This is a genomic window from Pseudazoarcus sp. NS20 (assembly GCF_059703745.1).
The window spans coordinates 1006735-1033249 of the sequence record NZ_BAAKIY010000001.1; the positions used below are offsets into that span (position 1 = coordinate 1006735).

Genomic DNA, 26515 nt, shown 5'->3' on the forward strand with positions numbered 1-26515 from the left:
GGCCGCTCGAGCGCGTTGAGCGGCCGCATCCAGATGCTCGCAGTGCCTTCCGCAGTCTCAATGAACAGCCAGTCCGCCACGTGTGTCCGCCGCTCGCCAATCGTGCGCGCTTGCCTGGCTTGGGCGAATCGCCACTGGCATCGTCCTCCCCGCATTGTTCAGCGCCATTGGTCAGGCGCCCATGACCCCTGTCCGTTCGACGCCGGGCGGCTCGCCGGCCTGCGAGTCGGCCGTGGCCTTGATGGGACTCATGAACCGCACGGCAGTCTTCCTCGTAGAGTGGATGGCCCCGGTTGGCCGAGCGGCCGGTCGCGGGATCGGACGATGGTCTACGCTTCATGGGCAAAGCTCTTGCCTGGTTCGAGTGTGTGAGCGAGCGTCACCGCGACGGGCTTTCGGGATCAAGCGCGCGGTGGATGCCGGTGCCGTTGCGGTGCGCCAGGGGCGCACACGCATGGCATGGCGACACGCCAACGTCTTGCGTGTAATCTCATATGCATGGCGTTCTATGCGATGTCCATGCGCGGATCGGCCTGACGTGTCTGTGCTGGAGTAAAGGCAGGACGCACAACTGTTCGTACCCGACGGCATCTTTAGAAACGAGGGAATCATGCCCGGATTTCATCGAAGCTTTCGTTTCCGGCTGGCACTTTCCGGCGGGGGCATGGCCTTGCTGCTGGCCGTGGCGGCCACCCTTTACGTCCAGCACTTCGCATCCATCCGGATCACCCATTCGAGCGGCGAGCGTCTGGTGGGTGTAGCGTTCTCCGTGTCGAATACGCTAGCAGAAGGTCTGATTCAGCGGACCCGTGAAATCGAATTGCTCAGCCGTTCTCCGGTGCTCGTGAAGGGAGACTGGCGTGGCGATGACGTGCGGGATCTTTTTGACGCCGTAAAGAGCACCTACCGCCCCTACGCGTGGTTGGGGCTGGCCGATGCCGAGGGGGTGGTTGTCACGGCGGCAGACGGGTTGCTGGAGGGCGTGCGTGTGGCCGAGCGGCCATGGTTCCGCGGCGGGATGCACAACACCTTCGTCGGGGATGTGCACGAAGCCAAATTGCTCGCAGACAAGCTTCGGGCGCCCGGCGGCGAGCCGTTGAGGTTTGTCGACTTTGCGGCGCCGGTGCGCACGTCGGACGGCACGGTGATGGGTGTCGTCGCGACGCATCTGGACTGGAACTGGGTGGCTGCGGTGGTTGCCGATGTTCATTCCGGCATCGACGTCGAGCGCGGTGTCGAAGTGTTCGTGAGCGGTCGGGACGCGCAGGTGCTTTATCCGCACGGATATTTCGGTGAAACCGGTATTGCGCCTGAGCTGCTGCCGGGCGGCGAGCATGGGGTGGTGACCTGGGATGACGGCGAAACCTATCTGGTCGCGCGGTCACCGGTGGATGGGCCGTACGTCAGCGATCTCCAGTGGGAGATCGTCGTGCGCCAGCCGGTCAGCCATGCACTGGCCGCGGTGGACGACTTGCGTTGGCGGCTGTTTCTGCTGAGCGTGCCGGTGGTGCTGTTGTTCATGTTGGTTGCGTGGCATTTCGCGACGCGCTTCAGCCGGCCGGTGGAAGAGCTCGCCCGTGTCGCCCAGGCCATTGATGCCGGTTCCGAGGACGCGCGCTTCTCGCAGCGGAGCGGTATTAGCGAGTTGAGCCACCTCGCCGCTTCGCTGAGCGGGATGACCGCAACGCTGATGCGTCGGCGCGAGGACTTGCTGCAGGCCAATGAGATGCTGGAGAGCAAGGTGGCCGACCGCACCGCGGCGCTTGAGGAGGCCACCCGCAAGCTGGAGGCGCGTTTCGAGCGCAGTCTCGAGTTCGCGCGGGCGGGGGCGTGGGAGTGGGATGTCGATCAGGGCACAGTGCGCTGCTCACGCCAGGTGGCGGATCTGCTGGGGTGGGACATCGTGCCGATCTCGGTCGAGCAGGCCAGCTTCTACGCGTCGATCCATCCCGACGATCTGCATCTGGTCATGGCGGCGCTGGAGCGTTGCGTTGCGGATGAAGGGCCGTTCGACGTGGAGTATCGAGTTAGCCACTCGGGGGGCGGCAAGGCCCGCTGGGTGCACGCGTTCGGCGACCGGCAGCCGTCCGATGAAGCCCCGGGTGTGCGGATCTTCGGCATCCTGCATGACGTCACCGAACGTGTGAGCATCGAAAAGGCGCTGTGGGAGTCCGCCAACCGGACGCGTGCAGTGCTGGACAACGTGGTCGACGCCATCATCACCATCGATGAGGCAGGCAGCATCCTGAGCTTCAATCCGGCCGCGACCCGCGTGTTCGGCTATGGGCCCAGCGAGGTGATCGGACGCAACGTCAAGATGCTGATGCCGGAGCCCTACCGCAGTGAGCATGATGGCTATATTCGTGCGCACCGCCATACGGGGGTGAACAAGATCATCGGCATCGGTCGCGAGGTGGTCGGCCTGCGCAGCAACGGAGTCGAATTTCCGCTGAACCTTGCGGTGTCGAAGGTCGAGCTCGATGAAGGCTGCATGTACATCGGCTTGATCCGCGACATTTCCGCCCAGCGAGAAGCCGAAGAAGAGATCCGCCGGCTGGCGTTCTTCGACCCGCTGACCGGCCTGCCCAATCGCCGCAACCTGCTCGATCAGGTGAGCGATGCGATGCGGCACTGTGAAAGCCGCGGCCAACGCGGCGGTGTGATCCTGCTCGACATCGACGACTTCAAGACCTTGAACGACACCCTCGGTCATCGCCTGGGGGATGAATTGCTGGTGCAGATCGCCCATCGGCTTCAGGACGTGGTTGCGGGGCACGGCGTTGTCGCCCGTCTGAGTGCGGACGAGTTCGTTCTGCTCCTCCACGGCGTCGGACCGGATTGCGCTGCCGCACACGACGCGCTGTGCACGATCGTCAAAGCCGCGTTCGCAGCCATTCGTAAGCCCTTTGCGCTGAGCAGCAAGGACTATCTCGCCTCGGTGTGCGCGGGTGTCACGGACTTCGGCGGTGCCGAGGAGGCTTCTGCCGAGTCGGTACTCGGGCGAGCCGATATCGCGCTGCATCAGGCCAAGCTTCGGGGGCGCGGCCACTTCCGTTTCTTCGACCTGGAACTGGAGCAGGCCCTGCACGAGCGCGCCTCCCTGGCGGAAGATCTGAGCGCTGCGTTGGGAAGCGACGAACTGCGGGTGGCCTACCAGCCGCAGGTGGACCCGGAGGGGCGGGTTTTCGGCTGCGAAGCGCTGTTGCGCTGGCGGCATCCAGTGCGTGGCGAGGTTTCCCCGGCGCTGTTCGTGCCCTTGGCGGAGGAATCCGGCCGCATCCTGGAGTTAGGGCATTGGGTGTTGCGTCAGGCTTGTCTGCTGTTGGCTGAGTGGGCCACCGATCCGTTGCGTGCCGGCATCAAGATTTCCGTGAATGTCAGTGCACGCCAATTCCGCAGCCAGGATTTTGTTGCGGAGGTGCTCGGAGTGTTGCAGGCCACCGGGGCGCCGGCGAATTGTCTGAAGCTCGAGCTGACCGAATCGGCCTTCGTCGAGGACGTGCCTGATCTGGTCGGCAAGATGAATGCGTTGAAGGAAGTCGGCGTGACCTTTTCGCTGGACGACTTCGGCACCGGATATTCGTCCCTCAGCTACGTGCGCAAGCTACCGCTCGATCAGCTCAAGATCGATCAGTCTTTCGTGCGCGACGTCGTGTCCAATCCGGATGATCAGGCCATCGTGCAGACCATCATCTCGCTCGGCCAGGCCTTGCAGTTGCCGGTGATCGCCGAAGGCGTCGAAACCGGCGAGGAGCGCGACTTCCTGCTGCAGGCCGGGTGTAGCCGGTATCAGGGGTACTTCTACGCCAAGCCGATGTTCCGGGACGCACTCGAAGCCTATCTTGACCAGGCCCCGCACGAAGCGAAGGAAGCCTGACCGGGCCGCGGCTTGGCGCCAATCTGTTCGCGCTGAAGCCGTCCGTAAACGGGGAATCGTACCCAATGCTCCTTCAGCACCGCGAAACGGGTCGCGAGAAGTTCGATTGGAGCCCGCGCTGCCATTGGCTGACTACGCCGCGACGCGCACGATGAGGATGATCTCGCGTCGCCGCTCCCGGTCCGGCAGTAGCTGCAGCAATGCGCCGGCCGCAAGTTCTTCGCGCAACATCGGCTGCGGGTGACCATTCGCGGTGGGGAGGCACCTCGGCCTCTGCGCCGGTTATGCCGGACAGCGTCCAGGCATGCCGGGCCTGTGGCGGGCTGCGTGACATGCTTGGTCACGGGCTAGGTCGGCGGCGTGTGGCGTGTCGCAGCGGGCGATGAAATTCCGGCTTCCGACCAGGCACTGGTGGCGCTCGCACAACGTGCGCAGCACCAAGTCACTGTCGGCCGCCGAATGGCTGATCGAGTTTCCCCGCCCGACTTCTGAACGCTGTGGACACGCAGGAAAACGTTGACTCCCTCACTTAAATATACTTGTATACAGGCATGCAAGAATCCAATCCGAGGATCTTGCGTGCAACCGAATACAAGAGGAGGGGAGATGAACGATCTGGAATGTGATGTGCTGGTGGTCGGTGGCGGCGTCACCGGTGTGGCTGCCGCAACGGCTGCGGCACGCGCCGGGGCGCGCACGCTGTTGTTGGAAGCGCGCCCGTTCGTTGGGGGCAACGCCACCACGGGGCTGTGCCTGCACAACTATGTGAGCAAGCAGGGCAAGCAAGTGGTGTTCGGCATCGCGCAGGAGGTGGTCGATCGCATGATCGACATGGGCGGTGCCGTAGGGCACATCCCGTTCCCGGACGGGTTCTGCCATTCGATCACGCCGGTCGACGGCGAGTACTTCCGCATCATGTCGACTGAAATGTTGGCCGACGCCGGTGTGCAGATCCTGTATGGCGTAAACGTGGTCGGCGTGCAGACGGACGGGCGCGAGATCACCAGCGTGCAGGCGGCGGTGAAAGGCGGTATCCGCAACATCCGCGCCAAAACCTATCTGGATGCCAGCGGAGATGCCGACCTCGTGAGTTATGCCGGGGGTGGGGTACGCCTTGGCGATCAGGCCACTGGCAAGATGCAGCCGGTTTCGATGCTGCTGCATTTCCATGGTGTCGATACGCGCCGCATCGCTCAGGCGATCGGCGTGTCCGAGCCGGCCATGGCCACCCGCAAGGATTCCGACGAGCCGATCCCGGTGTACTTCCGCGGCTCCTTCAGCCGCTGGAACGACGTGATCAGCGAACAGGGCATTTTTCCGAACAAGGATCACATGGTGTTCTTCAACACCGTCTGGCCGGATCAGATCAACGTCAATACGTCGGCCGTGTTCGGCATCGACGGTACCGACCCGGTCGCGCTGTCGCGCGCTTCGGTGGAGCTGACCAAGCAGGCGGCAAAGATCGGCGGCTTCCTGAAGGAAAACGTGCCGGGCTTCGAGAACGGCTATCTGGTGCCGGCTTCCTTCGCGCAAGTGCGCCAGACCCGCGTGATCGAGGCCTTGTACGAGATCAGCGACGAGGATGCGCTGGAGGGGCGCAAGTTCGACGACACCATCGGTCAGGTGTGCTTCCCGATCGACATCCACGATCCGGACACCGGTCAGGCGAGCTTCTACCCCATCGGGGACGACGGCACCTTCGACATCCCGTTCCGCTCGATGGTGCCGACGGCGCTGGACAACGTGATCGTTGCCGGCCGCTGCATCGCGGCCACACACATGGCCTATGGCGCAACCCGCAACATGGCGCCGTGCCTGGTCACCGGTGAAGCCGCCGGGGTGGCCGCTGCGCAGGCCGCAGCCGCCGGAGTGAGCATTCCCGACCTCGATGTTGGCGCGCTGCAGCGCACGCTGCGCGCCAACGGGGTGTACCTCGGCGAAGCCTTCGCCTGAGAGGAGGGCGGGATGTTGGGTATCCTTCGTTCCGCCCGGACAACCTCCCACGACTGACGAGGACACACGCATGAGCCACGACACAACTGCCGAAGAGACACTGAACCTTGCTCCGCTGGAGGATTTCAATGCCTATGTGCCGTTGCGCGTGGCCGTGCTGACGCGCCTCAAGCAGGCGATTCTCGACGGCGTGCTCAAGCCGGGTGAACTGCTCAGTGAAAACCGCATTGCCAGCCAGCTGTCGGTCAGCCGGACGCCGGTACGCGAAGCCTTGCGGGTGCTCGAGCAGGAGAACCTCGTGACCATGCTGCCGGGGCGCAAGGTCATCGTGTCGGTGCCCAGCCCGGAAGATATCGACGAGATCTACGACATCCGTTTCATCGTCGAATCCGAAGCGCTGCGGCGCATCACGCCGGACCGCACCGACCTGATCGAACGCCTGGAGGCCTGCATCGCGCGTCAGGAAGCAGCCCTCGAACGTCGTGACCCCCGTGCTCTGCGGGAAATCAACACCGAGTTCCACATGATCTTCGTATCCGTGCTCGATAACCGCCGCCTGCGGCAGTTCATCGACTCGGTGTACGACTCGATCACCCGTTTCCGGTTGTACTCGCTGGAAAACCCGGAATGGGCGGAGCACGGTTCGCAGGAACATCGCCGGTTGGTCGAATTGCTCAAGGCCGGCGAGCGAGAAGCGGCCGTCGAGATGCTGAAGAAGCATCTGGACGCCGCCAGAAACATCGTCACGAAGATGTTCACATGAGAGGAGACAGAGACAATGAAAACCAGGGGATCCATCAAGACCCTAGTCGCCTGCCTGGCTACGGCCGCGCTGGCGTTCGGCGGCAACGCTCAGGCCAAGCCTGATGTAGTGCTCAAGCTGGCCCACGTTCAGCCCGAAACCCATGCGTTTCACAAAGGCTCGGTGAAGTTTGCCGAGACCCTCAAGGAAGTTTCCGGCGGCACGATGGAGGTGCAACTGTTCCCGAACGGCGTCATGGGCAACGAACGGGACCTTCTCGAAGCGCTGCAGATCGGATCGATCGATGTGGTGACGGTCACCTCGGCGCTGACGAGCAAGTTCAGCGCCAATTATCAAGTGTTCTCGCTGCCGTTCCTGTTCGACAGCTACGAGGACGCCTTCCGCGTCATGGATGACGAATCCATCCGCGAGAAGCTGGGCGGAGGATTGATCAAGAAAGGGATCCGCCCGATTGCCTACTGGATCGGCGGTGCGCGCAGTTACTACGGCCGCACGGGGGTCGAGGCCCTGCCTGACTTCAAAGGCAAGAAGGTCCGCACGATGGAAGACCCGTATTACCTCAGCACCTGGCAGTCGCTGGGTGCCATCCCCACGCCCTTGCCGTTCGGCGAGGTCTACACCGCCTTGCAGACCGGCCTGGTCGACGGCGCCGAAGGTGCCATCAACACCTATGTGTCGAAGAAATTCTACGAATCGGCCCCCAACGTCGCGATGGTCAACTACGTGTACTCGGTGCAGCCGTTGCACATTGCCGAGTCGCGCTGGCGCAAGCTCAGCGACGAGCAGAAGGGCTGGGTGATGCAGGCGGTAAAAGCGTCGGCAACGCACGAGCGCCAGATCATTCTCGACGAAGATCAGGCCATGGTGGCGACGCTCGAGCGCCATGACGTCAAGGTGACGCGTCCCGACATCAAGCCGATGCGTCAGGCGGTGGCTCCGGTCTACGAGAAGTTCCGACGCGAGTTCGGCGAAGAGGCCTATGGCCTCGTCGAGCAGATTCGCAAGGACTGATCTTCCTCTCGTCATTGCCATCCGCGGTGCAGCCCGTCGCGGATGGCTGAGCACTCCTCCGACGCGGGGGCTGCAAGGAGTCTTCAAGATGCTGAAACGGATGTTCTCCGTCGAGGCGGTGTGCGCCGTATTGCTGGTGCTGATCGCGCTGTTGATGTCTGCGCAGGTCTTCACGCGCTACGTGCTGCATCACCCCCTGACCTGGAGCGACGAGGTCGTGTCGCTCGCCTTTACCTGGCTTTGCTTTCTCGGTGCTGCGGTGGCGCTGAAATACCGAGGTCATATCGGACTGAGTTTTCTGGTCGACATGTGCCCGCCCGGGCCGCGACGCATCTGGATTGCCCTGATCGGGTTGGTCGTTTCGGGCTTTCTGGCCCTGCTGGTGTTTGCCGGCTCGCAGATGACGCTGATCGTGCATGACCAGTTGTCGGCAGCCATGGAAATTCCCATGAGCGTGTTCTATGCGGCCCTTCCGGTCAGCGCAGCGTGGATGATCGTGCACGAGCTGCTGCATGTCCGAGCTGTCTGGAAGGAGTCGGAACAATGACGCTCGCCCTGTTCCTGACCTTCTTCATCTGCATTCTCATCGGTGTCCCGATTACCTTCAGCCTCGGCATTGCCTCGCTCACCGCCATCATGATGAGTGATCTGCCCATGGTGGTGCTCGCCCAGCGCGTCCTGCCCGCCATCGTCGACGCGTCTGTGCTGGTGTGCATTCCACTCTTCATCCTGGCCGGCAACGTGCTCAGCTACGGCGGCATGGGGGATCGTCTGGTCAATGTCGCCAACATGCTTGTCGGGCGAAGTCGCGGCGGGCTGGGTTCGGCGAACGTACTCGCCAGCATGCTCTTCGGCGGCATTTCCGGGTCGGCTGCGGCGGATACCTCGGCCGTGGGCAGCGTGATGATTCCGTCGATGGAGCGGCAGGGGTACGACCGTTCCTTCGCCACCGCGATCACCGTCATCTCGTCGCCGCTCGGGGCCATCATCCCGCCCAGCATCATCATGATCGTGTTCTGCTGGGTGACCGAAACCTCGATCGCCAGCATTTTCGCGGCCGGGTATTTGCCCGGGTTGTTGCTCGGCGGGGTGCTCATCGCCGTCAGCTGGGTGATCTCGGTACGGCGAGGCTACCCGGTGGCGCCCGCCACCACATGGTCGGCGCGGGTACGCGTGGTGGTGGACGCGCTGCCGGCGCTGGCCATGCCGGTGATGATCATCGGCGGCATCGTCGGCGGCGTGGCCACGGCCACCGAGACGGCGGCCTTGGCCTCGGTCTACGGTTTCGTGGTGTCCATGTATTACTACCGCGACCTGCGCTGGTCGGCGGTGCCGGCGCTCTTGCTGGATACCATCAAGCTGACCGGCGTGGTGCTGCTGATCATCGCCATGGCGGCGGTCTATGGCTGGTTGATGGCTTACGACAGAGTGCCTTTCCAGGTGGCCGAAGCCTTGGGCGCGATGGGGCTGAGTCCGTTCGCTTTCCTCGCGGTGTATGTTGCCCTGATGATCTTCCTCGGCTGCTTTCTGGCGCCTACGGAGGCTCTCATCATTGCCGTGCCCATCCTGTTTCCGGTGGCCATGCAGCTGGGCATAGACCCGCTGCATTTCGGCATCGTGTCGGTCACGGCGCTGGCCTTCGGGCACGTCTCGCCGCCTGTCGGCGTGTGCCTGTTCGTCGGTTCCGCGATCAGCGGCTTGTCGCTCGGGCACATCATCCGTTCGTTGTTGCCGTTCTACTTGGCGGTATTTGCGACGCTGATGTTGATCGCCTTCTACGCGCCGCTCAGCCTCTTCGTGCCGCAGCTCCTCGGCATGCGTTAGCGGCTATCGGGGAGGGGCGGCAGGGTCCGCCCCTCCGGTCTGTCGCAGCCGTGACGATACCGGCCTGGCCGGTGCAGGCATGTGGGTCACCGGGCGGCAACGGTGGCCGCGCCTCTCCTTCAGTCCTCGATCAGACGTGCAAAGCGATCAGCCAGGTAGTCGATCAGTGTGCGCACTGCCGGCAGCAGGCAACGGCGCGAGGGGTACACCGCATGGATGATCTCGCGGCGCGGTGACCAATCCGGCAAAAGGCGGATCAGGCGACCGCTGGCGAGGTCTTCGCGCAGCATCAGGCCGGGCAACTGGACGATGCCCACGCCTGCGCATGCCGCGCTGCGCAAGGCCACCATGTCACCTGTGATCAGCCGGGGGCGATGGTGCACCTGCGCTTCGGCGCCGTCCGGGCCGAACAGCGACCACATGTGTTCCTCCTGCGGCGGGCCCAGTGACAGGCTCGGCAACGTTGCCAAATCCGACGGGCCGTCAGGCGGGCCGAGAGTGGTGATCAGCGCCGGGCTGGCGACCAGGCATTGCGCGCTGTCGGCCAGTACGCGCATCACCAGATCGCTGTCGGCCAAGGGTGGAGGGCGGACCCGGATCGCCAGATCAATGCCTTCGCTCACCGGTGAGACCCGGCGATTGGTGGCCTCCAGCTGCAGTGACACGCGCGGGTAAGCCGCCAGAAAGTCCGCCAGCATCCCGCCTACGTGCACGTGCAGCAGCGTGATCGGACAACTGATGCGCACCGTTCCGGCCGGTTCCGCGCGGGTGGCCTCGACGGCCTCGCGTGCCGCCTCGGCTTCCACCAGCATCGCGCGACAGTGTTCATAAAAAGTCTGCCCCAGTTCGGTTACCGAGAAATGGCGGGTCGAGCGCTGCAGCAGACGCGCGCCCAGACGATCTTCAAGCAGCGTGATACGGCGACTGAGTTTGGACTTCGGGATGCCGGTGGCGCGTTCTGCCGGCGCAAAGCCGCGATTTTCGACAACGCGGGCGAAATAGTAGAGATCGTTCAGGTCATCCATGGCGTTCCTTGCTGGCAGGTCATTGTTCTGTTTATAGAACACTGAGGGCCAATTTTGCCGTCTTCCCGTACTTTCGTCTCACGCCTAAAGTGACATCACGCACTACGAACCACCCGCAAGGAGACGAACATGAAGCGAGTTCAAGGCATTTACAGCGCACCCCGCGGCCATTGGGTCGGTGACGGCTTCCCGGTGCGTTCGCTGTTCGAATACCGCAGCCAGGGCAAGGCGCTCAGCCCCTTCCTGCTGCTCGACCACGCCGGCCCGGCGCATTTCGACGCCACCGAGACGCGTCATGGCGTGGGCCAGCATCCGCACCGCGGCTTCGAGACGGTGACCATCGTGTATGCCGGCGAAGTGGCCCACCGCGATTCCACCGGTCAGGGCGGCTTGATCGGCCCCGGCGACGTGCAGTGGATGACCGCGGGTGCGGGCATCCTGCACGAGGAATTCCACGGAGAAGGCTTTGCCCGCAAGGGCGGCGAGCTGGAGATGGTGCAGTTGTGGGTGAACCTGCCGGCGCGCGACAAGATGACCGCGCCGGGCTATCAGGCGATCCGCTCGGCCGACATTCCGGTGGTGACGCTGCCGGATGGCGCCGGCACGGCCCGCGTCATTGCCGGTGAGCTTGCCGGCAAGCGTGGTCCGGCCAGCACCTTCACGCCGATCAACGTGTGGGATCTGCGCCTGGGTGCCGGCGGGGCGGCGGATTTGCCATTGCCCGATGGCTGGACCACCGGCGTGGTGGTGCTGCGCGGCACGGTGCTGATCAACGGCCAGACGGTGGCGCGCGACGACCAGGTGGTGGTGCTCGACCGTGAAGGCACGGGCGTCACCATCGAGGCCAACAATGAAGCGGTCGTGCTGTTGCTGGCCGGCGAGCCGATCAACGAACCCATCGTCGGCTACGGCCCCTTCGTGATGAACAGCGATGCCGAGATCCGTCAGGCCATCGACGACTTCAACAGCGGGCGCTTCGGCGACATCCCCCGTGCCGAGTCCGCAGAAGTCGTGAGTTGAATCCGCTACCCGGCCCGCAAGGGTCGGGGGCATCCCCCGCCGCAGTGACGGCACCCCAAGCCCGAAGAGCATAGAGAGAAAGGAGAGCCACCATGAGCAAACCCTACGTGAAACTCGACAAGAACAACGCCGCCGTGTTGCTGGTGGATCACCAGGCCGGACTGCTGTCGCTGGTGCGTGACATCGAGCCCGACAAGTTCAACAACAACGTGCTGGCGCTGGCCGATGCCGCCAAGTATTTCGGCCTGCCGACCATTCTCACCACCAGCTTCGAAGACGGCCCCAACGGCCCGCTGATGCCCGAGCTCAAAGAGCTCTTCCCGGATGCGCCGTACATCGCCCGCCCCGGCCAGATCAACGCGTGGGACAACGAAGACTTCGTGAAAGCCGTGAAGGCTACCGGCAAGAAGCAGCTCATCATCGCTGGGGTGGTAACCGAGGTGTGCGTGGCCTTCCCCGCGCTGTCGGCCATCGAAGAGGGCTTCGAGGTCTTCGTGGTCACTGACGCATCGGGCACCTTCAATGCGCTCACGCGTGATTCGGCGCTGGATCGCGTGTCGGCCGCCGGCGCGCAGCTGATGACGTGGTTCGGCGTGGCCTGCGAGCTGCATCGCGACTGGCGCAACGACGTGGAAGGCCTCGGCACGCTGTTTGCCAACCACATCCCCGACTACAAGAACCTGATGACCAGCTACTTCACGCTCAAAGGCGGCAAGTAATCCGCATGGCGGGCGCCGAGCTTGATTGGCCGGCGCCCCGTGCCAGAATGCCCGGTCCCATCCAGGAGTGTTTCCGCATGAGCCTCAATACATCGGCCGACTCGCTCAATGACGAAACCGTCACCGGCATCATCGTGCATCACCCACGCGCCGACGCGCGCGAGGAGTACGAGCGCTGGCTGCTGGAGATTCGCGAAGTGTGCAGCGGCTTTCCCGGCTACCTCGCCACCGACGTGATCCGTCCGGCGGGCGGGCACTCGAGCTACACCGTGATCATTCGCTTCGCCGGTGTTGAAGCGCTCAAGACCTGGATGGAGTCGGACGCGCGGCGTGAGCAGTTGCAGCGCATCGAGCACGCCCTGGAGAAAGGCGACCGCTATGAAATCCGCACCGGGCTCGATTTCTGGTTCTCGCCTCCGGCCGTCAAACCGCCCAGGCGCTGGAAGCAGTTTCTGCTGACCTTGTCGGCCATCTTTCCGCTCACCGTGGTGGTGCCATGGGCAATGCTGCCGTGGTTGAACGGTGTGCCGATGCTGCTGACCAAACTGCTGATCGCGGCCGTCATCGTGGCGCTGATGGTGTACGCCATCATGCCGCGCTACACCCGCCTCGTTTCCAAATGGCTTTATCGTTGAACCGCTGCAGAACCGAAGGGAGCACCCCATGAGTACATTCACCCGAGATTTCGATGACGATTGCCCGACGGCTTCCGGCTGTGGCGCCATCACCCAGGTGCTGCAGCCACGCGTGAAGGACCTCGGCGGCTTCTCGGTGCGCCGCCTGTTTCCCACCGCCAGGCTCAAGATGGTCGGCCCGTGGATTTTCTTCGACCACATGGGCCCGGCGGACTTTCCGGCGGGCGAGGGCATCAACGTGCGCCCGCATCCGCACATCAACCTCGCCACCGTCACCTACCTGTTCGAAGGTGAAATCCTGCATCGTGATTCGCTCGGCAGTCTGCAGGCGATCCGCCCCGGCGACATCAACCTGATGGTCGCCGGCCGCGGCATCGTGCATTCAGAGCGCGAGCGTCCCGAAGTCACTGCCGTGCCGCATCGCCTGCACGGCTTGCAGCTGTGGTTCGCGCTGCCCGAAGAGGATGAAGAGGTGGCGCCGGCCTTCCATCACTACCCGTCGGCCGACATCCCGCGCGTAGACGTCGATGGCGTGTCGGTGCGCGTCATGATGGGCTCGGCCTATGGCGCGACCTCGCCGGTGCGCACCTTTTCCGAGACGGTCTATATCGAGGCGGATCTCAAGGCCGGCCAGAAGCTGATGTTGCCGGATACGCCGGAGCGCGGGTTGTATGTCGCGCTCGGCAAACTGCGGGCACGGGACGTCACTGTGGAACAGCACTCGATGGCGGTGCTGGACGGCACGCCGGGTGTAGAAGTGGTCGCGCTCGAGGATTCGCGCATTGCCCTCATCGGCGGCGCGCCGCTGGGGCAACGCTTCATCGACTGGAACTTCGTATCGAGCCGCAAGGAGCGCATCGAACAGGCCCGCGCCGACTGGCGCGAAGGGCATTTTCCGAAGGTGCCGGGCGACGAGGACGAATTCATCCCGCTGCCGGGCTGAGTCACTTCGGGGGGCGCCTACCGGGCGTGTGAATTCCAGGCAGTTGCGTTTGTGCAACGCCACCGCAAAGGGCCTGCTCATCGAGCAGGCCCTTTGCATTGCTGGGGAGGGAAGTGCACTGGCTCGCCGGTCTCATGCCAGCGGCACGTAGCGTGATTTTTTTAACGGTTATTTATGTTTGCAGCCATGAGTAATCAAATGTTACTTTTGGTGCCCGTTTGTAAGCCTAGGCGAGTCCGATGAATAAAACCGATTCCGGTAAGGAATGCCTGATCGTTGGCGAAGGCGTGGAGATCACGGGCAAGGTCAACGTACCCGGGTCGCTGGAGGTGCACGGAAAGATCGTCGGAGAGGTGCGTGCCGGCAAGATCGAGGTGGGGCCCACGGGGCGCATCGAAGGTCGCATGGAGGCCGAAGAGCTTGAACTGCACGGTTATGCCTCGGATTTCCTGAACGTCTCGCGCCGCTTGGCGGTGCGTTCCACCGCTACGGTGGTCGGCACGATTTCCTATCGCAACATCGAGATCGAGAGCGGCGCCAGCATTCGCGGCAAGCTTGAGCAGCAGGGCGCTGATGGCGAGCCGGTAGCGGCGAAGCCTGCACCTGCCGACGGGGCGGGCGGAGGCGACAAGCCGGGTGACGCCCCGCACGTGATCGACCCCGAGCTGAAGTAAGCCGGAGGGTGCGGCCGTGAAGCAACTATTCGGTGTGCCGGCGTGGGTCGAGGAGCTGCGTGCGAAGTTGCCGCACGACGACGATGCCACCCTCATCGTGGCCGGCCAGCGTGGTTCGCAGTATCTGCGCCTGCATCCGTCGGAGGTGCAACAGCATATCGCCACGGCTCATCGCCACCGCAAGTTGGCGTTCTCGGTCATCGGGGCGCTGCTGATGATCATCGTGCTGGCCGCCTGTGCCCATGTGTGGAGCACCGCCAGCCTGCGCGCCGAAGTCGAGCGCGCAGAGCTGTTCGCGCAGAGTCAGGCAGAGGAAGTCACGCGTCTGCACAAAGCGCTCGACGTCATCGCCGAAGCCGTGCCGCAGAGCGTGGCATTTGCGGTGGGCAGCGACGGCATCACGCAGGACGAAAAGATCGAAGCCGTCGTCGAGTTCCTGCAGCGCAAGGATTCGGTCTTCCGCTCGTACGTGGCGGCCACCGGCGAGATCATGAAAGACAAGGTCGGCAGCATGATGTCCGATCTGGTGGCCGCCGGTTTCGACCGTCGCCAGTTGCGTACCCTGATGGCTGCTGCGGGCGGTGCCGGCGGCCTGCCGATGGCCCCCGATGTGGCCGACCTCTTCAGCTACTACGTGGATGACAGTGCATTGACGCTGTATGACGAGCTGCAGAGCCTGGGCAACTTGATGACCTTCCTGCCCGCCGCCGACCCGATGCGCGGCGCCCGTCAGACCTCCGGCTTCGGAGTACGTCGCCACCCCATCACGCGCCGCCCCGACATGCATGCCGGCGTGGATTTCGTCTCCTACGCTGACACGCGCATCTACGCCTCCGGGCCCGGCGTGGTGAAGGTCGCGGGCGAAAACGGCGGCTACGGCAATATGGTTTCCATCGATCACGGTCACGGCATCGAAACGCTCTACGCTCACATGTCGCGCATCGACGTGAAGCCGGGGCAGCGCATGCGTTCAGGCGCCGTGCTCGGCAGGATGGGCAACACCGGTTTGTCCACCGGCCCGCACCTGCATTTCGAGGTCCGTTTCAACGGCCGTAACGTCAACCCCCTGAAGATGTTCGAGGTCGCAAGAAATGTTCAACATCAAGAAAACTGACCGCGCCGGCGCGAGCGACAACCTTGCCGATGCATCGCCTGCCGAAGCCGTCGCGCAAGCGGTCGCTCCGAGAGGGGCGGTGAGCAGCGACCCCGCGCCGGTCCGCGTGGACCCGCCTGCGCCGTCGGTGCTGGCTCCGGGGGCCGTGCTGCAAGGCTCCATCCGCGCTCCCGGGCCGCTGCATCTGCAGGGCACGGTCGAGGGCGATGTGCAGGCGCCCCATGTTTCGCTGGGGGAGCAGGGCACGCTGCGTGGGCGGCTCAAATGTGGCCACTTCGTGCTCGATGGGCAGATGGATGGTGAAGTGCTGTGTCGCGAATTCTCTGCCGGCCAAACCGCGCGCATCTCCGGCGTGGTACGTTGCAACGTACTGAATCTTAAGCTCGGAGCTTCGATCAACGCCGACGTGATGATCGGCGAGGAGCCCAAGTAAGGGCTTCGCCTTGCGGCCCGCGCAATGCGGGCCGTGTAGCGCCGGCCGCCGTGCGCAAGCGCGGCTCCCGCCCCCCAAGCGGTGCTTGGGGCCAGTGTGCTGCGAGGCTGGCGGTTCGGCCCCGGAGGCCTGTGTTCTCAAGCACATTCCCGCTTTTTCGATGTTGTCGTCATTCGATCCCATCTAATTGTTGTAAAAGACGTTTTTTGGTTTGCAGTGCCGCCGGGCATGGTGTTATTTTTGGGCGCCCCCAGAAACCCGAAGTGCTCGATGAACGTGTTTTTTGCGACTTTTCCTGATCTGTCTGCCGCGTGCGCGGATGTGCCTCTCCGCGTCCGCCGCCTGTTCCGGGGGGCGCACGGGTGAAGCGGTTTTTCAGCGTTCCGGCCTGGATCGAAGAGCTGCGCGCAAACCTGCCGCAGGACGATGACGCCACCCTGATCGTCGCCGCCGCGCAGGGCTCGCGCTTCCTGCGTCTGGACGCTGCCGAGATCGAACGCCACATCGCCGAGTCCCGCCGCCAGCGCATGATCGCGTTGTCGCTGATCGGCGGGCTGTTTGCAGTGGTCGCGCTGGTGGGCGCCATGTATTACCAGAGCACGGTCGGCTTGCGCGCTGCCGTGGCCGACGCGGTGGCTACGGCCGAGGGGCATGCCGCCGAGGTCGAGCGCCTCACCAGGGCGCTGGACGTGATCGTTGAAGCGGTGCCGCTTACGGCCACCATGGCTGAGTCGTCGGACGACGCCAGCAACGAGGAAAAGGTCGAGAAGGTCGTTGAATTCCTGCAGTACAAAGACCGCGTGTTCCGTTCATACGTCGCCGCCACCGGCCTGGTCATGAAGGGCAAGGTGGACAGTCTGGTGTCCGATCTCACCGCGGCGGGCTTCGACCGCCGTCAGGTACGCAGCTTGATGAACACCGCGCCGCCGGCCGGCGGCCTGCCCACCGATCCGACCACCAGCGATCTGTTCAGCCACTATGTGGATGACACCACCCTGTCGCGCTACGAAGAGCTGCAGCGCCTGGGCAACTTCGTGGCCGTGCTGCCGTCGGTTCAGCCGATGCGCGATGCGCGCACGACTTCGGGCTTCGGCGTGCGCCGCCACCCGATCACGCGCCGTGCCGACATGCACGCCGGAGTGGATTACGTTTCCTATGACGACACGCGCATCTTCTCGTCCGGTGCCGGCGTGGTGAGTTTCGCCGGTTACAACGGCGGCTACGGCAACATGGTCACCATCGATCACGGCAACGGCATCGAAACGCTGTATGCCCACATGTCGCGCGTGGACGTGAAAGTCGGCCAGCGCATCCGCGCCAACACCATGCTGGGGCGCATGGGCAATACCGGCTTCTCCACCGGCCCGCACCTGCATTTCGAGGTGCGCTTCAATGGCCGCCACATCAATCCGGCGAAAATGTTCGAAATTGCCGCCGAGGTTCAGAAGCAGTAAGCAAGACCGCCCGCCCAGGGCGGTTTTTCATGTTGAGGGCATGCGTGGTGCTGCACGGCCGTGCTGCGCCCGGCAGGCGCAAATCGGCCATGGGCAAGGCCTTGCGAGACGCAATTTGTTGCGTTCTGATTCGGGCGCGGCGTAGTAGTCTTCGCGGTATCCCGGATCTGAGGTCCTCATGTTGATTCCATTTGGTAGCCTTCGTTTCCGGCTGACCGTGTTCTTCGGTGCCTTGGTCCCGGCCGTAGCCCTGTGCGTCAGCCTGCTGGTCGGGCATTTCGCATCCGGCTACATGACCAACACCAGCGGCGAGGGGTTGCGCACCATCGGCAACTCCATCGTCAGCACCCTCAAGAGCAGTCTGGAAGAGCGCACCCGCGAAATCGAACTGCTGGCCGGCTCCCCGTTGCTGGTGTCCGGCGATTGGCAGGATCCGGCGCTGCGCCAGACCATGAACGAAATCACCCGTACCTACCGGCCTTACGCCTGGTTGGGGCTGGCCGATCTGAAGGGGACGGTCGAAGTGGCGGCAGAGGGCATGCGCGAAGGGGCGGATGTTTCGAGCCGCTCGTGGTTCATCACCGGGCGCGAGCGCGTGTTCATCGGTGACGTTCATGAAGACGTGGAGCTCGCCACCTTGCTGCAGCCCGACAGCGAGGAACCCATGCGCTTCGTCGATTTCGCCGCGCCGGTGCGCAACCGTGACGGGCAGTTGCGTGGCGTCGTGGCAACCCACCTGCATTGGAGCTGGATCAACAGCGTCGTGACGGCTGCCTTGCCTGAAGCGGCGCGCGAGCGCGGGGTGCAGGTGTTCGTGCGCGACCCCGACGGCAATGTGCTGTATCCCTACAACCGCGTCGGTGAGCTGCTCATCGGCAACGAATTGCTGCCCGAGCCGGGCACCACGGCACTGATGCGCTGGCCCGACGAGGTGATGTGGCTCACCACCGCAGTGCCGGTCGTTTCGCCCACGCCCGGTGATCTGGCATGGCAGGTGGTGCTGCGTCAGCCGGTCGAGTCGGCGCTGGCGGCGGTCAACGAATTGCAGCGCATCCTGTTGTGGCTGGCGGTACCGGTGACGCTGCTGAGCATGTTGCTGGCTGCGGTGCTGGCAGGGCGTTTCAGTCAGCCGGTGCGCGAACTGGCGGCTGTGGCCCGGCGCATCGACGAGGGCGACGAAACCGCTGACTTTCCCGACCGCAGCGATATCGACGAGGTGCGCCGCCTGGCCACCTCATTGCGTGGCATGACGTCCACGCTGATGCGCCGCCGTACCGAGCTGGTCAAGACCAACCTGTGGCTCGAGCAGAAGGTGGTGGCCCGCACCGCCGAACTGCAGGAGGCCAATCGCCAGCTTGAGGCGCTCGCGGTTACCGACCCGCTCACCGGCCTGGCCAACCGCCGACGCTTCGACGACACCTTGCACGCCGAATGGGCGCGCGAGGGGCGTGCCGGCAGCTCGCTGGCCATCCTGTTGCTCGATATCGATTACTTCAAGCAGTACAACGACACCCTCGGGCATCAGGCCGGCGATGAATGCTTGCGCCAGGTGGCCGCCGTGCTGCAGGCCAAGGTGCGCAGGGCGGGCGAACTGGTGGCGCGCTATGGCGGGGAGGAGTTCGTCGTGGTGGCGGGCGAGACCAACCTGGAGCAGGCGCGCATGCTGGCGGAAATCATTCGCGCCGGCATCGAGGAGGAAGCCATTCCGCACCCGGGCAACCCGGTGGGGGTGGTCACCGTCAGCGTCGGCGTGGCCGCCGGCGTGCCGTCGCGCACCGGCCAGGGCGAAGACTTCGTGGCGAAGGCCGACGAGGCGCTCTACCGAGCCAAGCAGGCCGGCCGCAACTGCGTCATCGAAACGGCCTGCTGAGCCGGCCCGCTGGCACAATGGCGGCCTGTGCCCGCCGTGAAGTGCCGATGCCCCGCGTTGTTCCGTTCCCCTTTCTTGCCTGCCCGCTCGATGGCGCCGCCTTGCAGCGCGAGGGCGGCAGTTGGCGTTGCCCTGCCGGCCACGCCTTCGACGTTGCTGCGCAGGGCTACACGCATCTGCTGCCGGTGCAGCACAAGCGCTCGCTCGACCCCGGCGACAGCAAGGACATGGTCGCGGCGCGTCGGCGCTTCCTCGAATCCGGCGCTTATGCGCCGATTGCCGACGCCGTGAATCGCGCGCTGCTGGTGCAGGCCCCGTCGGGCGGATCGCTGGCCTGTCTGGATGCCGGCTGTGGTGAGGGTTATTACCTGCGCAGCCTCGCCGCGGCAGCCGGTGGTCGTGAGCTGGATTTGCTCGGGCTGGATATCTCGAAATGGGCGGTGCAGGCCGCCGCCAAGCGAGAGCGCAACGCCGCCTGGGTGGTCGGCAGCAATGCGCGCCTGCCGGTGTTGCCGGCCACGCTCGACCGCGTGCTGTGCATGTTCGGCTTCCCGGTGTATGCGGAATTCGCGCGCGTGCTCAAGCCGGGGGGCGAGTTGCTGCAGGTCGATGCGGGGCCGCTGCATCTGCGTGAGTTGCGCGAGGTGATCTACCCGGTGCTCAAGCCCGAACGCGCGGCCGAGCCCGCCGTGCCCGAAGGCTTCGCCCACATCGCCACCGACACGCTGGGCTTCACGCTGCACATCGAGGGTGCCGAGCGCATTGCCGATTTGCTGGCGATGACTCCGCATCTATACCGCGCCAGCGCCGAGGGCCGCGCACGTGCCGCCGCGCTGACCGCCATCACGCTCACCGTCGACGTGCGCCTCGCGCGCTTCGCGCGCAACGCCCCCGCATGAGACAGTGCACGCCATGAACAGCCAGCCCAACAACCCCCTCCACGGTCTCACGCTGGAGAAGATACTCACCGAACTCGTGGCCCGCCACGGCTGGGACGGGCTCGCCCGGCGCGTCTCCATCCGCTGCTTCATCAACGAGCCCAGCATCCCGTCGAGCCTCAAGTTCCTGCGCCGCACGCCGTGGGCGCGCGAGCAGGTGGAGGCGCTGTACGTGGCGGATCTGGCCGCGCGCAAATGAGCCGCGGGCCCCACTTCACGGTTCCGCCCGAAGAGGTCGAGATCACCGCCATCCGTGCGCAAGGCGCGGGCGGGCAGAACGTCAACAAGGTGTCGAACGCCGTGCATCTGCGCTTCGACATCCGCGCCTCGTCATTGCCCGAAGAGGTGCGCGAGCGCTTGTTGGCGCATGAGGACCGGCGCATCAGCCGCGACGGCGTGGTGGTCATCAAGGCGCAGAAATTCCGCAGCCTCGAAAAGAACCGTGCCGAGGCGCTGCGCCGGCTCGAAGAGCTGATCCGCGCCGCCGCTTTCGTGGCGCGCACGCGTGTGCCCACACGCCCGACACGTGCTTCGGTGAAGCGCCGCCTCGAATCGAAAACCCGTCGTGCCAGCGTCAAGGCCGGGCGGCGCAGTGGTGGTGACGAAGGCTGATGACATGCCTCGCGGGGCCTACATGCGCAGGCTGAGACTCACGCCCACCAGACGCGGCTCACCAATCAGTGCGCCGTAGTCGCCACCGCCGTTGAGGGCGTAGGTGGCCGTTGCGTAGTCCCGGTCCGTCAGGTTGCGCACCCACAGCGTCACCTCCCAATGCCGGTCGCCCAGCCCCACGTGGGCGTCGACCAGCCCGCGCGGGGCGACGTAGCTGCCCCGGCCCCGTTCGGTGGCGCCGTAGTAGCCGCTGCGCCATTGATAGCCCACGCCGGCGCGAAACACCTGACCGCCGGCAAGGCCATGTTCGTGCTGCAATCCTGCGAAGGCTGTCCAGCGCGGCGCGTGCGCCATCTGCAGGCCACTGAAGTCGCAATACAAGGTGCCCGAGCCGGGAGGGCAGGGCGCGTTGTCGAAGTCGCTGTAGCGCGCGTCGTTGTAGCCTGCGCCCGCAGAAAGCCGCAGCGTGTTCGACAGTGCGATCTCGGTCTCGAGCTCCACGCCGCGTGAGCGCACGCGCTTGACGTTGATGAGGTTGTTCATCAGCGGGATCAGCGGCGACGACTCCGGGTCGTACGACAGGGTCTGATAGTCGCGGATGGTCGTCTGATAGACGCCCACACGCAGATGGCCGTCGTGCGGCAAATCCAGTGTGACGCCGACTTCCAGACTGACGCTGCGCTCGGAGGCGAAGCGCGGGGACACGGCGCGGCCCACCGGGTCGGAGTTGATGCCGCCAGGTTTGTAGCCGGTGCTCAGGCCGAACGCCCATTGCATGCCGTCACGCGGGCGCAGGCGCGCCAGCAGTGCGCCATCCAGGCTGTTGTCGCGGCGCGAGAAACGCCCTGAGCTTTCCGTCCCGATCAGCGCCTGCCGAAGCTGCGCGGCGACGGCCGCCTGGACGGGGTCGAGCGGCAAGGGGCGCAAGCCGCTGATGCGGCGCGCGTTGTCGGCGTCTTTCCGGTCGAGGCTGTAGCGTGCGCTGGCGGTCAGGTCGAGGTCGGGGCGCACGGCCCAGTCGAGTTGCCCGAAGAGCGCACGGGTGGTGGCTGTCTGGCTGCCCGGCAGACGAACGGTGCCGCCGTCCAGCATGTCGGCGAGAACGTCCGGCGGAATCGGAGGAAGCGCCATGCCCACGCTGAACCAGCGCGCGGCATCCGGCCCGTAGCGCAGGCTGCCGTTGCGTGTATGCGTCTGATGCAGGTAATAGGCGCCCACGCGGTAGCCCAGCGTGTCACTCATGGCGCCTTCGAGCTGGAGCTCCTGGCTCCATTGGCGGTGGTCCATGTTCCATCGCCCCTGCGGCGCGATGGCCAGGGCAATGCTGTCGAGGTCGTAGCGCGTGTCGTAGCGCCATGAGCGCCAGCCGGTGATGCTCGTCAGGCGTTGGCCGCCCGGCAGGTCGAAATCGAGATGCAGCGTGGCGGCGTCCTGTGCCATTTGTGCTCGATTGCGACCGTCCTGCGCGATGGCGCGCTGGCGCAGCTCGGCGGGCGGGAGCGTGTAGCCGAGCGCAGCGGCGCGCCCCAGCGTGGCGGCGCTGTAGTGGGTGGCGACGTAGGCACAGCAGTTCTCGTCCAGGCGACTGCGTTCGACGATCAGGCGCGCACGCAAGGCCTTGCCTGGCTGCCACAACAACTGGCCGCGCAGGCCGTCGTGGTGTTCGTCGTTCAGCCCCTGACCGGTCGCCAGATTGCGCACCTGCCCTGCGCGGCGCTGGGAGTAGCCGGAAAACCGTGCCGCCAGCGTGCCGTCGATGAGCGCGCCGCCCACAACTGCCTCGTGGCTCTCGAAACCGTCGCTGCCGCGACTCGTGCGGAGTTCGGCCTCGTCGTGCCACTGCGGGGCGCGCGTGCGCATGTGGATTGCGCCGACGCTGGTGGCCGGGCCGGGGCCGGTCAGCACAGGGGTGCGCTGGATGTCGAAGCTTTCGACGTCGAATGGTCGCTTCACGAACATGCCCTGACGGCCCAGCGCGACGCCGTCCGTGGTCGCTCCGACGCTACCCGACAGGCCGTCGTTGTACGAGGTGCTGCCCAGCCCGCGCACGAACAGCCCGGTGTTGCGGTTGTCCGGCCGCGTGAGCTGCAGCGAGACGGCCCGTGCAGCGAGGTCCGCGCCGGAGGGGGCTCCCTGCGGCAGTTTGTCGGCGGCAATGCGCGTGGTGAAGGCGGGCGGGCGCGGCTCTTCTTCGGACGTGTGCGCGGTGACGGGCGACAGGGTGACCTCTTCGATGGGCTCCGGGTTGGCGTGTGCCGGCGCCCCTGAAATCAGGCTCATCATGCACATTGCCGAGGCCGTGAATCTCATGCGCCGTGATCGCTTCGCTTGAGGGGCAGAGTCAGGCAGAACGTCGATCCGCCTCCTTCACGCGGGGCTTTGAGCCACACGTCGCCGCCGTGGCGGCGCGCAATTTCGCGGCTGAGGTACAGGCCCAGGCCGGTGCCGTCCTGCTGCGCCTCGGCGTCGACGCGAAAGTAGCGCTCGAACAGTTGTCCGCGTGCAGCTTCCGGAATGCCGGGGCCGCGGTCGCTGACCTCGATGGTGGCCGTGTCGCCGGCGCTGATCAGCCGCACATCCACCGCGTGGTCGGGCGGCGAGTACTTGAGGGCGTTGCCCACGAGGTTGGAGAGGGCGATGTCGATCAACTCCGGGTCGATCACCACCGGCACCGGGGAGCCGGGCACATCGGTGCGCACGCGATGCGCTTCGCTCGGTGCGAAGCGGTCAAGCAGGGTTGCGCGCAGATCGTGTGCCTTCAGATGCAGGCGCGACGGCGCCGAAAGCCGGTCGCTGGTGAGCATGTTGTGCGCCAGACCGCTCAGGCGCGAAACGCTGCGCCGGATGCGTTCGATACGTTTGACGAACATCGGCGGTGCATCGGGCGTGCTGTTGGCCAGCGATTGCGCCGCGGTGTCGATGATGGTCAGCGGTGTGCGCAGCTCATGCGACAGCATGGCCAGCAACTGACGTTCGCGGTGCGCGATGCGGCGCTCGCTCTCCAGCGTCTCGCGCAGCCGCTGTTGGGCGGCAGTGCGCTCGTCGATCTCGTGCATCAACTGCAGATTGGCACTGCGCAGTTCCAGCGTGCGGTCTTCTATGCGTGCTTGCAGTTCGCGTTCGGACGCCTGCGATGCCCGCAGCGCGGCGGCCTGCGCACGTTGGCGCATGCGCTCGTTGCGCTGGGCGCGCCGCGCCAGCCCGATGTTCAGCAACACCAGATGCACCAGCGCGCCGATGTTGGGCAGCAGATCAATCACGAGCGGCGACAGCGCTTGCTGCCGGTGCGCGAAGGACGAAGCCGCCAACCCAGCCAGCAGGGGCAGCATGGCAATGGCGATCATGCGCACGCTGCGGTGGCGTACCAGAGCGTGCAGCGTCATGGCGCAGCCCAGCAAGGCGCATAGCAGTGACACGCGCAGTGCGATGATGTACGGATCAAAGCCGACATCGAGCGGTATGAGCGCACCCAGCCCCAGCGCGGCGAAGACTCCCGCCGCGAGCCGCCCGAGTTGATACAGCTTCGGGTAATACAGGCGCATGCGGAATGCATCGAGCAGGAACAGCGTGAGCAAGGCGCCACTGGCCGAAAAGGTCACTGCCGTGAGCGTTGCATGCGCCGACGCACCCAGCCCCGGCCACCACTGCGGCAGATAACCGCCGATGCACATGCTGTATGCCCCGACTGCCACCAATGCGCTGGCGTAACGCAGGTTGATGCGCTCGCGCTGATGCAGCCAGAACAGCAGATTCACCATGGCGGCCAGCAACAGCATGCCCAGATAAAGGCCGAACAAGCCGTAATCGCGCGCGATGAAGCGCGACCACTCTGACAGTTCCAGCAGCCGTATCTCAGGGGTAAGGGTGCGCGTGCTGTGTAATTCGACAAACCACTGCGCTGGCCGCGCATTGTCGGCGGACAGCAGATAGGCCGCCGTGCGGAAATTCAGATCGCTCGCCCCGTCTGCCCCGTAGCGCAGGCGGGCGCGCGATTCGAAGCCGTCGGGCCCGACGGCGTGCAATACACTGCGATGCAGGTAGGGTGGCAGCACGGTAAGTACATGGTCCGCGGCGCCTGCCGGCAAACAAACACGTAACCATACCGGCTGCTCCGCCGAGATGCGTAATCGCCGGGTTGCCAGCGGCACAAACGCCTCGGAGGGTAGGGCGGCCACCTCGCTGATCTGGTGCGCCTGAGGGTGCCCAGCGAGCACGAATACCCCGAACAGGGGCAAGTGTTCGGAGTCGGGTCCGGACAGACATGTCGCCCCCTGACTGGATGCCGGAAGGGCAAACAGAGCAAGCCACAGCGCAAGCAAAAAAAAAGTGGCATGTATCGTGCGAAGAGCGCGCCAGCGCGTTTTGCCGCCGTCGTTGTGGCTGTACTGAGTCATGTGGGCTGGAGCACGGATGGGCGGTTCCGGAATGGTACTGCATGGCACTCCATTGACCGCCTACAGCAGGCTTTCGGCGGTATTCTGCTGCTCCACGAAATCGCGCACGGTGAATGATCCGCTGCCGGGTGCGCGGTGGGCGGCGAATTCGCAGGCTTCCGGGTCGCCGAGGTGGCAGCCTGTCATCAGCGGGCAGTTGCCGAAAAGCTCGCTCACCCAATCCACGAACACCCGCACCTTGGGCGACAAGTGGCGGCTTTGCAGATACACCACCGACATGGGCATGGGCACTGGTTTCCACTGAGGCAGCACCTCTATCAATGCGCCGGATTTGAGGTGTTCCTGCACCATGAAGCTCGGCGCCTGCAGCATGCCGAAGCCCTGCAGCGCACACTCGAGGTAGGCATCGCTGTCATTCACCGCGACCGCGCCGGGCACTTTGACCGGCGTGCATTCGCCGTCAATGACGAAATCCCAGTCGAACACCTGCCCGTTGCGCGAGGCGAAGTACAGCACCGCTTTGTGATTGGCGAGATCTTCGATGGATTTCGGCGTGCCGTGACGCGCGATGTAATGCGGGGCGGCGCAGGTCACGAATTGCAGCGTGCCGATGCGCTTTGCCACCATGTTCGGGTCGCGCAGTTCGCCCACGCGGATCACGCAATCGACGGCTTCTTGCACCATGTCCACCGGCCGGTCGCTCATGCCGATCACCAGATCGATGCCCGGATAACGTGTGTGGAAGTCGCACAGCATCGGCACCAGGATCAGCCGCCCGATGGAGGTGGGCACGTCGATGCGCAAGCGTCCGCTCGGGCCGCCCGCCGCTTCGACGAAACTCGTTTCAGCCTCGTCCACGTCGGCCAGGATGCGTGTGCAGCGCTCGTAGTACGCCGCGCCATCCGGGGTGAGGCTGATCTTGCGCGTCGTGCGGTTGAGCAAGCGCGTTTTCAGGCGTTTTTCAAGAGACTGAATGGTGGTGGTGACAGTGGCGCGCGGCATGCCCAGCATGTCGGCCGCCTGCGTGAAGCTGTTGGCCTCGACGACGCGTGTGAACACCTGCATTGCCTGAAAGCGGTCCATGGTCGGGACTCCGAAGACTGTTCCGAATAGACGAACGGATCATTCAAGGACTCTGATTCCATTCGATAAATTGACGTCGTGCGGATCGTTCTGCGCGAGCGTGCAGACCGCATTCTGCGCTAATTGTTCGCTTATTGCGAACAGTGTTACCGAATTATCGATATTTATTTAGT

Annotated in this window: 22 protein-coding genes; 18 read left to right on the forward strand and 4 right to left on the reverse strand. The window is 64.8% G+C overall.

The genetic code is table 11. The features are described 5' to 3' along the window. Nucleotides 1–610: 610 nt before the first annotated feature. The 6 genes from AC6H0W_RS04640 (at nucleotide 611) to AC6H0W_RS04665 (ending at nucleotide 9428) form a co-directional block, all read left to right on the forward strand. On the forward strand, nucleotides 611–3877 hold the full coding sequence (locus tag AC6H0W_RS04640) for a bifunctional diguanylate cyclase/phosphodiesterase (RefSeq protein ID WP_497575953.1): 3267 nt from the start codon (nucleotides 611–613) through the stop codon (nucleotides 3875–3877). A gap of 606 nt (nucleotides 3878–4483) precedes the next feature. Then, a complete protein-coding gene (locus AC6H0W_RS04645) occupies nucleotides 4484–5830 on the forward strand; it encodes an FAD-dependent oxidoreductase (protein WP_497575954.1) in 1347 nt (448 codons plus the stop codon). Between the two features lie 70 nt (nucleotides 5831–5900). Further along, a complete protein-coding gene (locus tag AC6H0W_RS04650) occupies nucleotides 5901–6593 on the forward strand; it encodes a GntR family transcriptional regulator (protein ID WP_497575955.1) in 693 nt (230 codons plus the stop codon). Between the two features lie 15 nt (nucleotides 6594–6608). Then, entirely contained in the window at nucleotides 6609–7604 is a 996-nt protein-coding gene (locus tag AC6H0W_RS04655) for a TRAP transporter substrate-binding protein (RefSeq protein ID WP_497575956.1), read from the forward strand. 88 nt (nucleotides 7605–7692) lie between these two features. Next, nucleotides 7693–8151 carry a TRAP transporter small permease gene (locus AC6H0W_RS04660; protein ID WP_497575958.1) on the forward strand — a complete coding sequence of 153 codons (459 nt, stop codon included), beginning with the start codon at nucleotides 7693–7695 and terminating at the stop codon, nucleotides 8149–8151. After that, nucleotides 8148–9428 carry a TRAP transporter large permease gene (locus AC6H0W_RS04665; RefSeq protein ID WP_497575959.1) on the forward strand — a complete coding sequence of 427 codons (1281 nt, stop codon included), beginning with the start codon at nucleotides 8148–8150 and terminating at the stop codon, nucleotides 9426–9428. Before AC6H0W_RS04660 ends, AC6H0W_RS04665 begins: the two co-directional genes overlap by 4 nt. Nucleotides 9429–9547: 119 nt before the next feature. Here the strand turns inward: AC6H0W_RS04665 and AC6H0W_RS04670 are convergent, their stop codons facing one another. Continuing rightward, entirely contained in the window at nucleotides 9548–10453 is a 906-nt protein-coding gene (locus tag AC6H0W_RS04670) for a LysR family transcriptional regulator (protein WP_497575960.1), read from the reverse strand. A gap of 129 nt (nucleotides 10454–10582) precedes the next feature. Here AC6H0W_RS04670 and AC6H0W_RS04675 point away from each other — a divergent pair, with 129 nt between their 5' ends. From AC6H0W_RS04675 to arfB, 12 genes are all read left to right on the forward strand, one after another. Then, complete coding sequence (locus AC6H0W_RS04675; protein WP_497575961.1) at nucleotides 10583–11473, forward strand: pirin family protein; 891 nt, start codon at nucleotides 10583–10585, stop codon at nucleotides 11471–11473. A 92-nt stretch (nucleotides 11474–11565) separates the two neighbouring features. Further along, nucleotides 11566–12192 (forward strand): isochorismate family cysteine hydrolase YcaC, encoded by a 627-nt coding sequence (gene ycaC, locus AC6H0W_RS04680; RefSeq protein WP_497575962.1) that lies wholly within the window; start codon nucleotides 11566–11568, stop codon nucleotides 12190–12192. A 77-nt stretch (nucleotides 12193–12269) separates the two neighbouring features. Beyond that, a complete protein-coding gene (locus AC6H0W_RS04685; RefSeq protein ID WP_497575963.1) occupies nucleotides 12270–12827 on the forward strand; it encodes an antibiotic biosynthesis monooxygenase in 558 nt (185 codons plus the stop codon). 28 nt (nucleotides 12828–12855) lie between these two features. After that, nucleotides 12856–13770 (forward strand): pirin family protein, encoded by a 915-nt coding sequence (locus tag AC6H0W_RS04690; RefSeq protein WP_497575964.1) that lies wholly within the window; start codon nucleotides 12856–12858, stop codon nucleotides 13768–13770. Between the two features lie 239 nt (nucleotides 13771–14009). Beyond that, nucleotides 14010–14444: a bactofilin family protein gene (locus AC6H0W_RS04695; protein WP_497575965.1), complete on the forward strand. Its 435-nt coding sequence runs from the start codon at nucleotides 14010–14012 to the stop codon at nucleotides 14442–14444. A gap of 16 nt (nucleotides 14445–14460) precedes the next feature. Beyond that, entirely contained in the window at nucleotides 14461–15558 is a 1098-nt protein-coding gene (locus AC6H0W_RS04700) for a M23 family metallopeptidase (protein ID WP_497575966.1), read from the forward strand. Next, nucleotides 15536–15991 carry a bactofilin family protein gene (locus tag AC6H0W_RS04705; protein WP_497575967.1) on the forward strand — a complete coding sequence of 152 codons (456 nt, stop codon included), beginning with the start codon at nucleotides 15536–15538 and terminating at the stop codon, nucleotides 15989–15991. The genes AC6H0W_RS04700 and AC6H0W_RS04705 overlap by 23 nt, the downstream gene beginning before the upstream one ends. A 362-nt stretch (nucleotides 15992–16353) precedes the next feature. Continuing rightward, on the forward strand, nucleotides 16354–17445 hold the full coding sequence (locus AC6H0W_RS04710) for a M23 family metallopeptidase (RefSeq protein WP_497575968.1): 1092 nt from the start codon (nucleotides 16354–16356) through the stop codon (nucleotides 17443–17445). Between the two features lie 178 nt (nucleotides 17446–17623). Next, entirely contained in the window at nucleotides 17624–19315 is a 1692-nt protein-coding gene (locus tag AC6H0W_RS04715; RefSeq protein ID WP_497575970.1) for a sensor domain-containing diguanylate cyclase, read from the forward strand. Nucleotides 19316–19362: 47 nt separating this feature from the next. Next, the gene (locus AC6H0W_RS04720; RefSeq protein ID WP_497575971.1) at nucleotides 19363–20214 is read left to right on the forward strand and encodes a putative RNA methyltransferase; all 852 of its coding nucleotides are present in this window, start codon (nucleotides 19363–19365) and stop codon (nucleotides 20212–20214) included. A 13-nt stretch (nucleotides 20215–20227) separates the two neighbouring features. Beyond that, a complete protein-coding gene (locus tag AC6H0W_RS04725) occupies nucleotides 20228–20452 on the forward strand; it encodes a VF530 family protein (protein WP_497575972.1) in 225 nt (74 codons plus the stop codon). Further along, entirely contained in the window at nucleotides 20449–20865 is a 417-nt protein-coding gene (arfB, locus tag AC6H0W_RS04730) for an alternative ribosome rescue aminoacyl-tRNA hydrolase ArfB (RefSeq protein ID WP_497575973.1), read from the forward strand. The genes AC6H0W_RS04725 and arfB overlap by 4 nt, the downstream gene beginning before the upstream one ends. An 18-nt stretch (nucleotides 20866–20883) precedes the next feature. Here the strand turns inward: arfB and AC6H0W_RS04735 are convergent, their stop codons facing one another. The 3 genes from AC6H0W_RS04735 to AC6H0W_RS04745 form a co-directional block, all read right to left on the reverse strand. After that, nucleotides 20884–23148: a TonB-dependent receptor gene (locus AC6H0W_RS04735; protein ID WP_497575975.1), complete on the reverse strand. Its 2265-nt coding sequence runs from the start codon at nucleotides 23146–23148 to the stop codon at nucleotides 20884–20886. Between the two features lie 23 nt (nucleotides 23149–23171). Continuing rightward, the gene (locus AC6H0W_RS04740) at nucleotides 23172–24917 is read right to left on the reverse strand and encodes a sensor histidine kinase (protein ID WP_497575976.1); all 1746 of its coding nucleotides are present in this window, start codon (nucleotides 24915–24917) and stop codon (nucleotides 23172–23174) included. 402 nt (nucleotides 24918–25319) lie between these two features. Continuing rightward, nucleotides 25320–26342, reverse strand: a complete 1023-nt coding sequence (locus AC6H0W_RS04745) for a LysR family transcriptional regulator (protein ID WP_497575977.1) — start codon at nucleotides 26340–26342, stop codon at nucleotides 25320–25322. Nucleotides 26343–26515 lie beyond the last annotated feature (173 nt).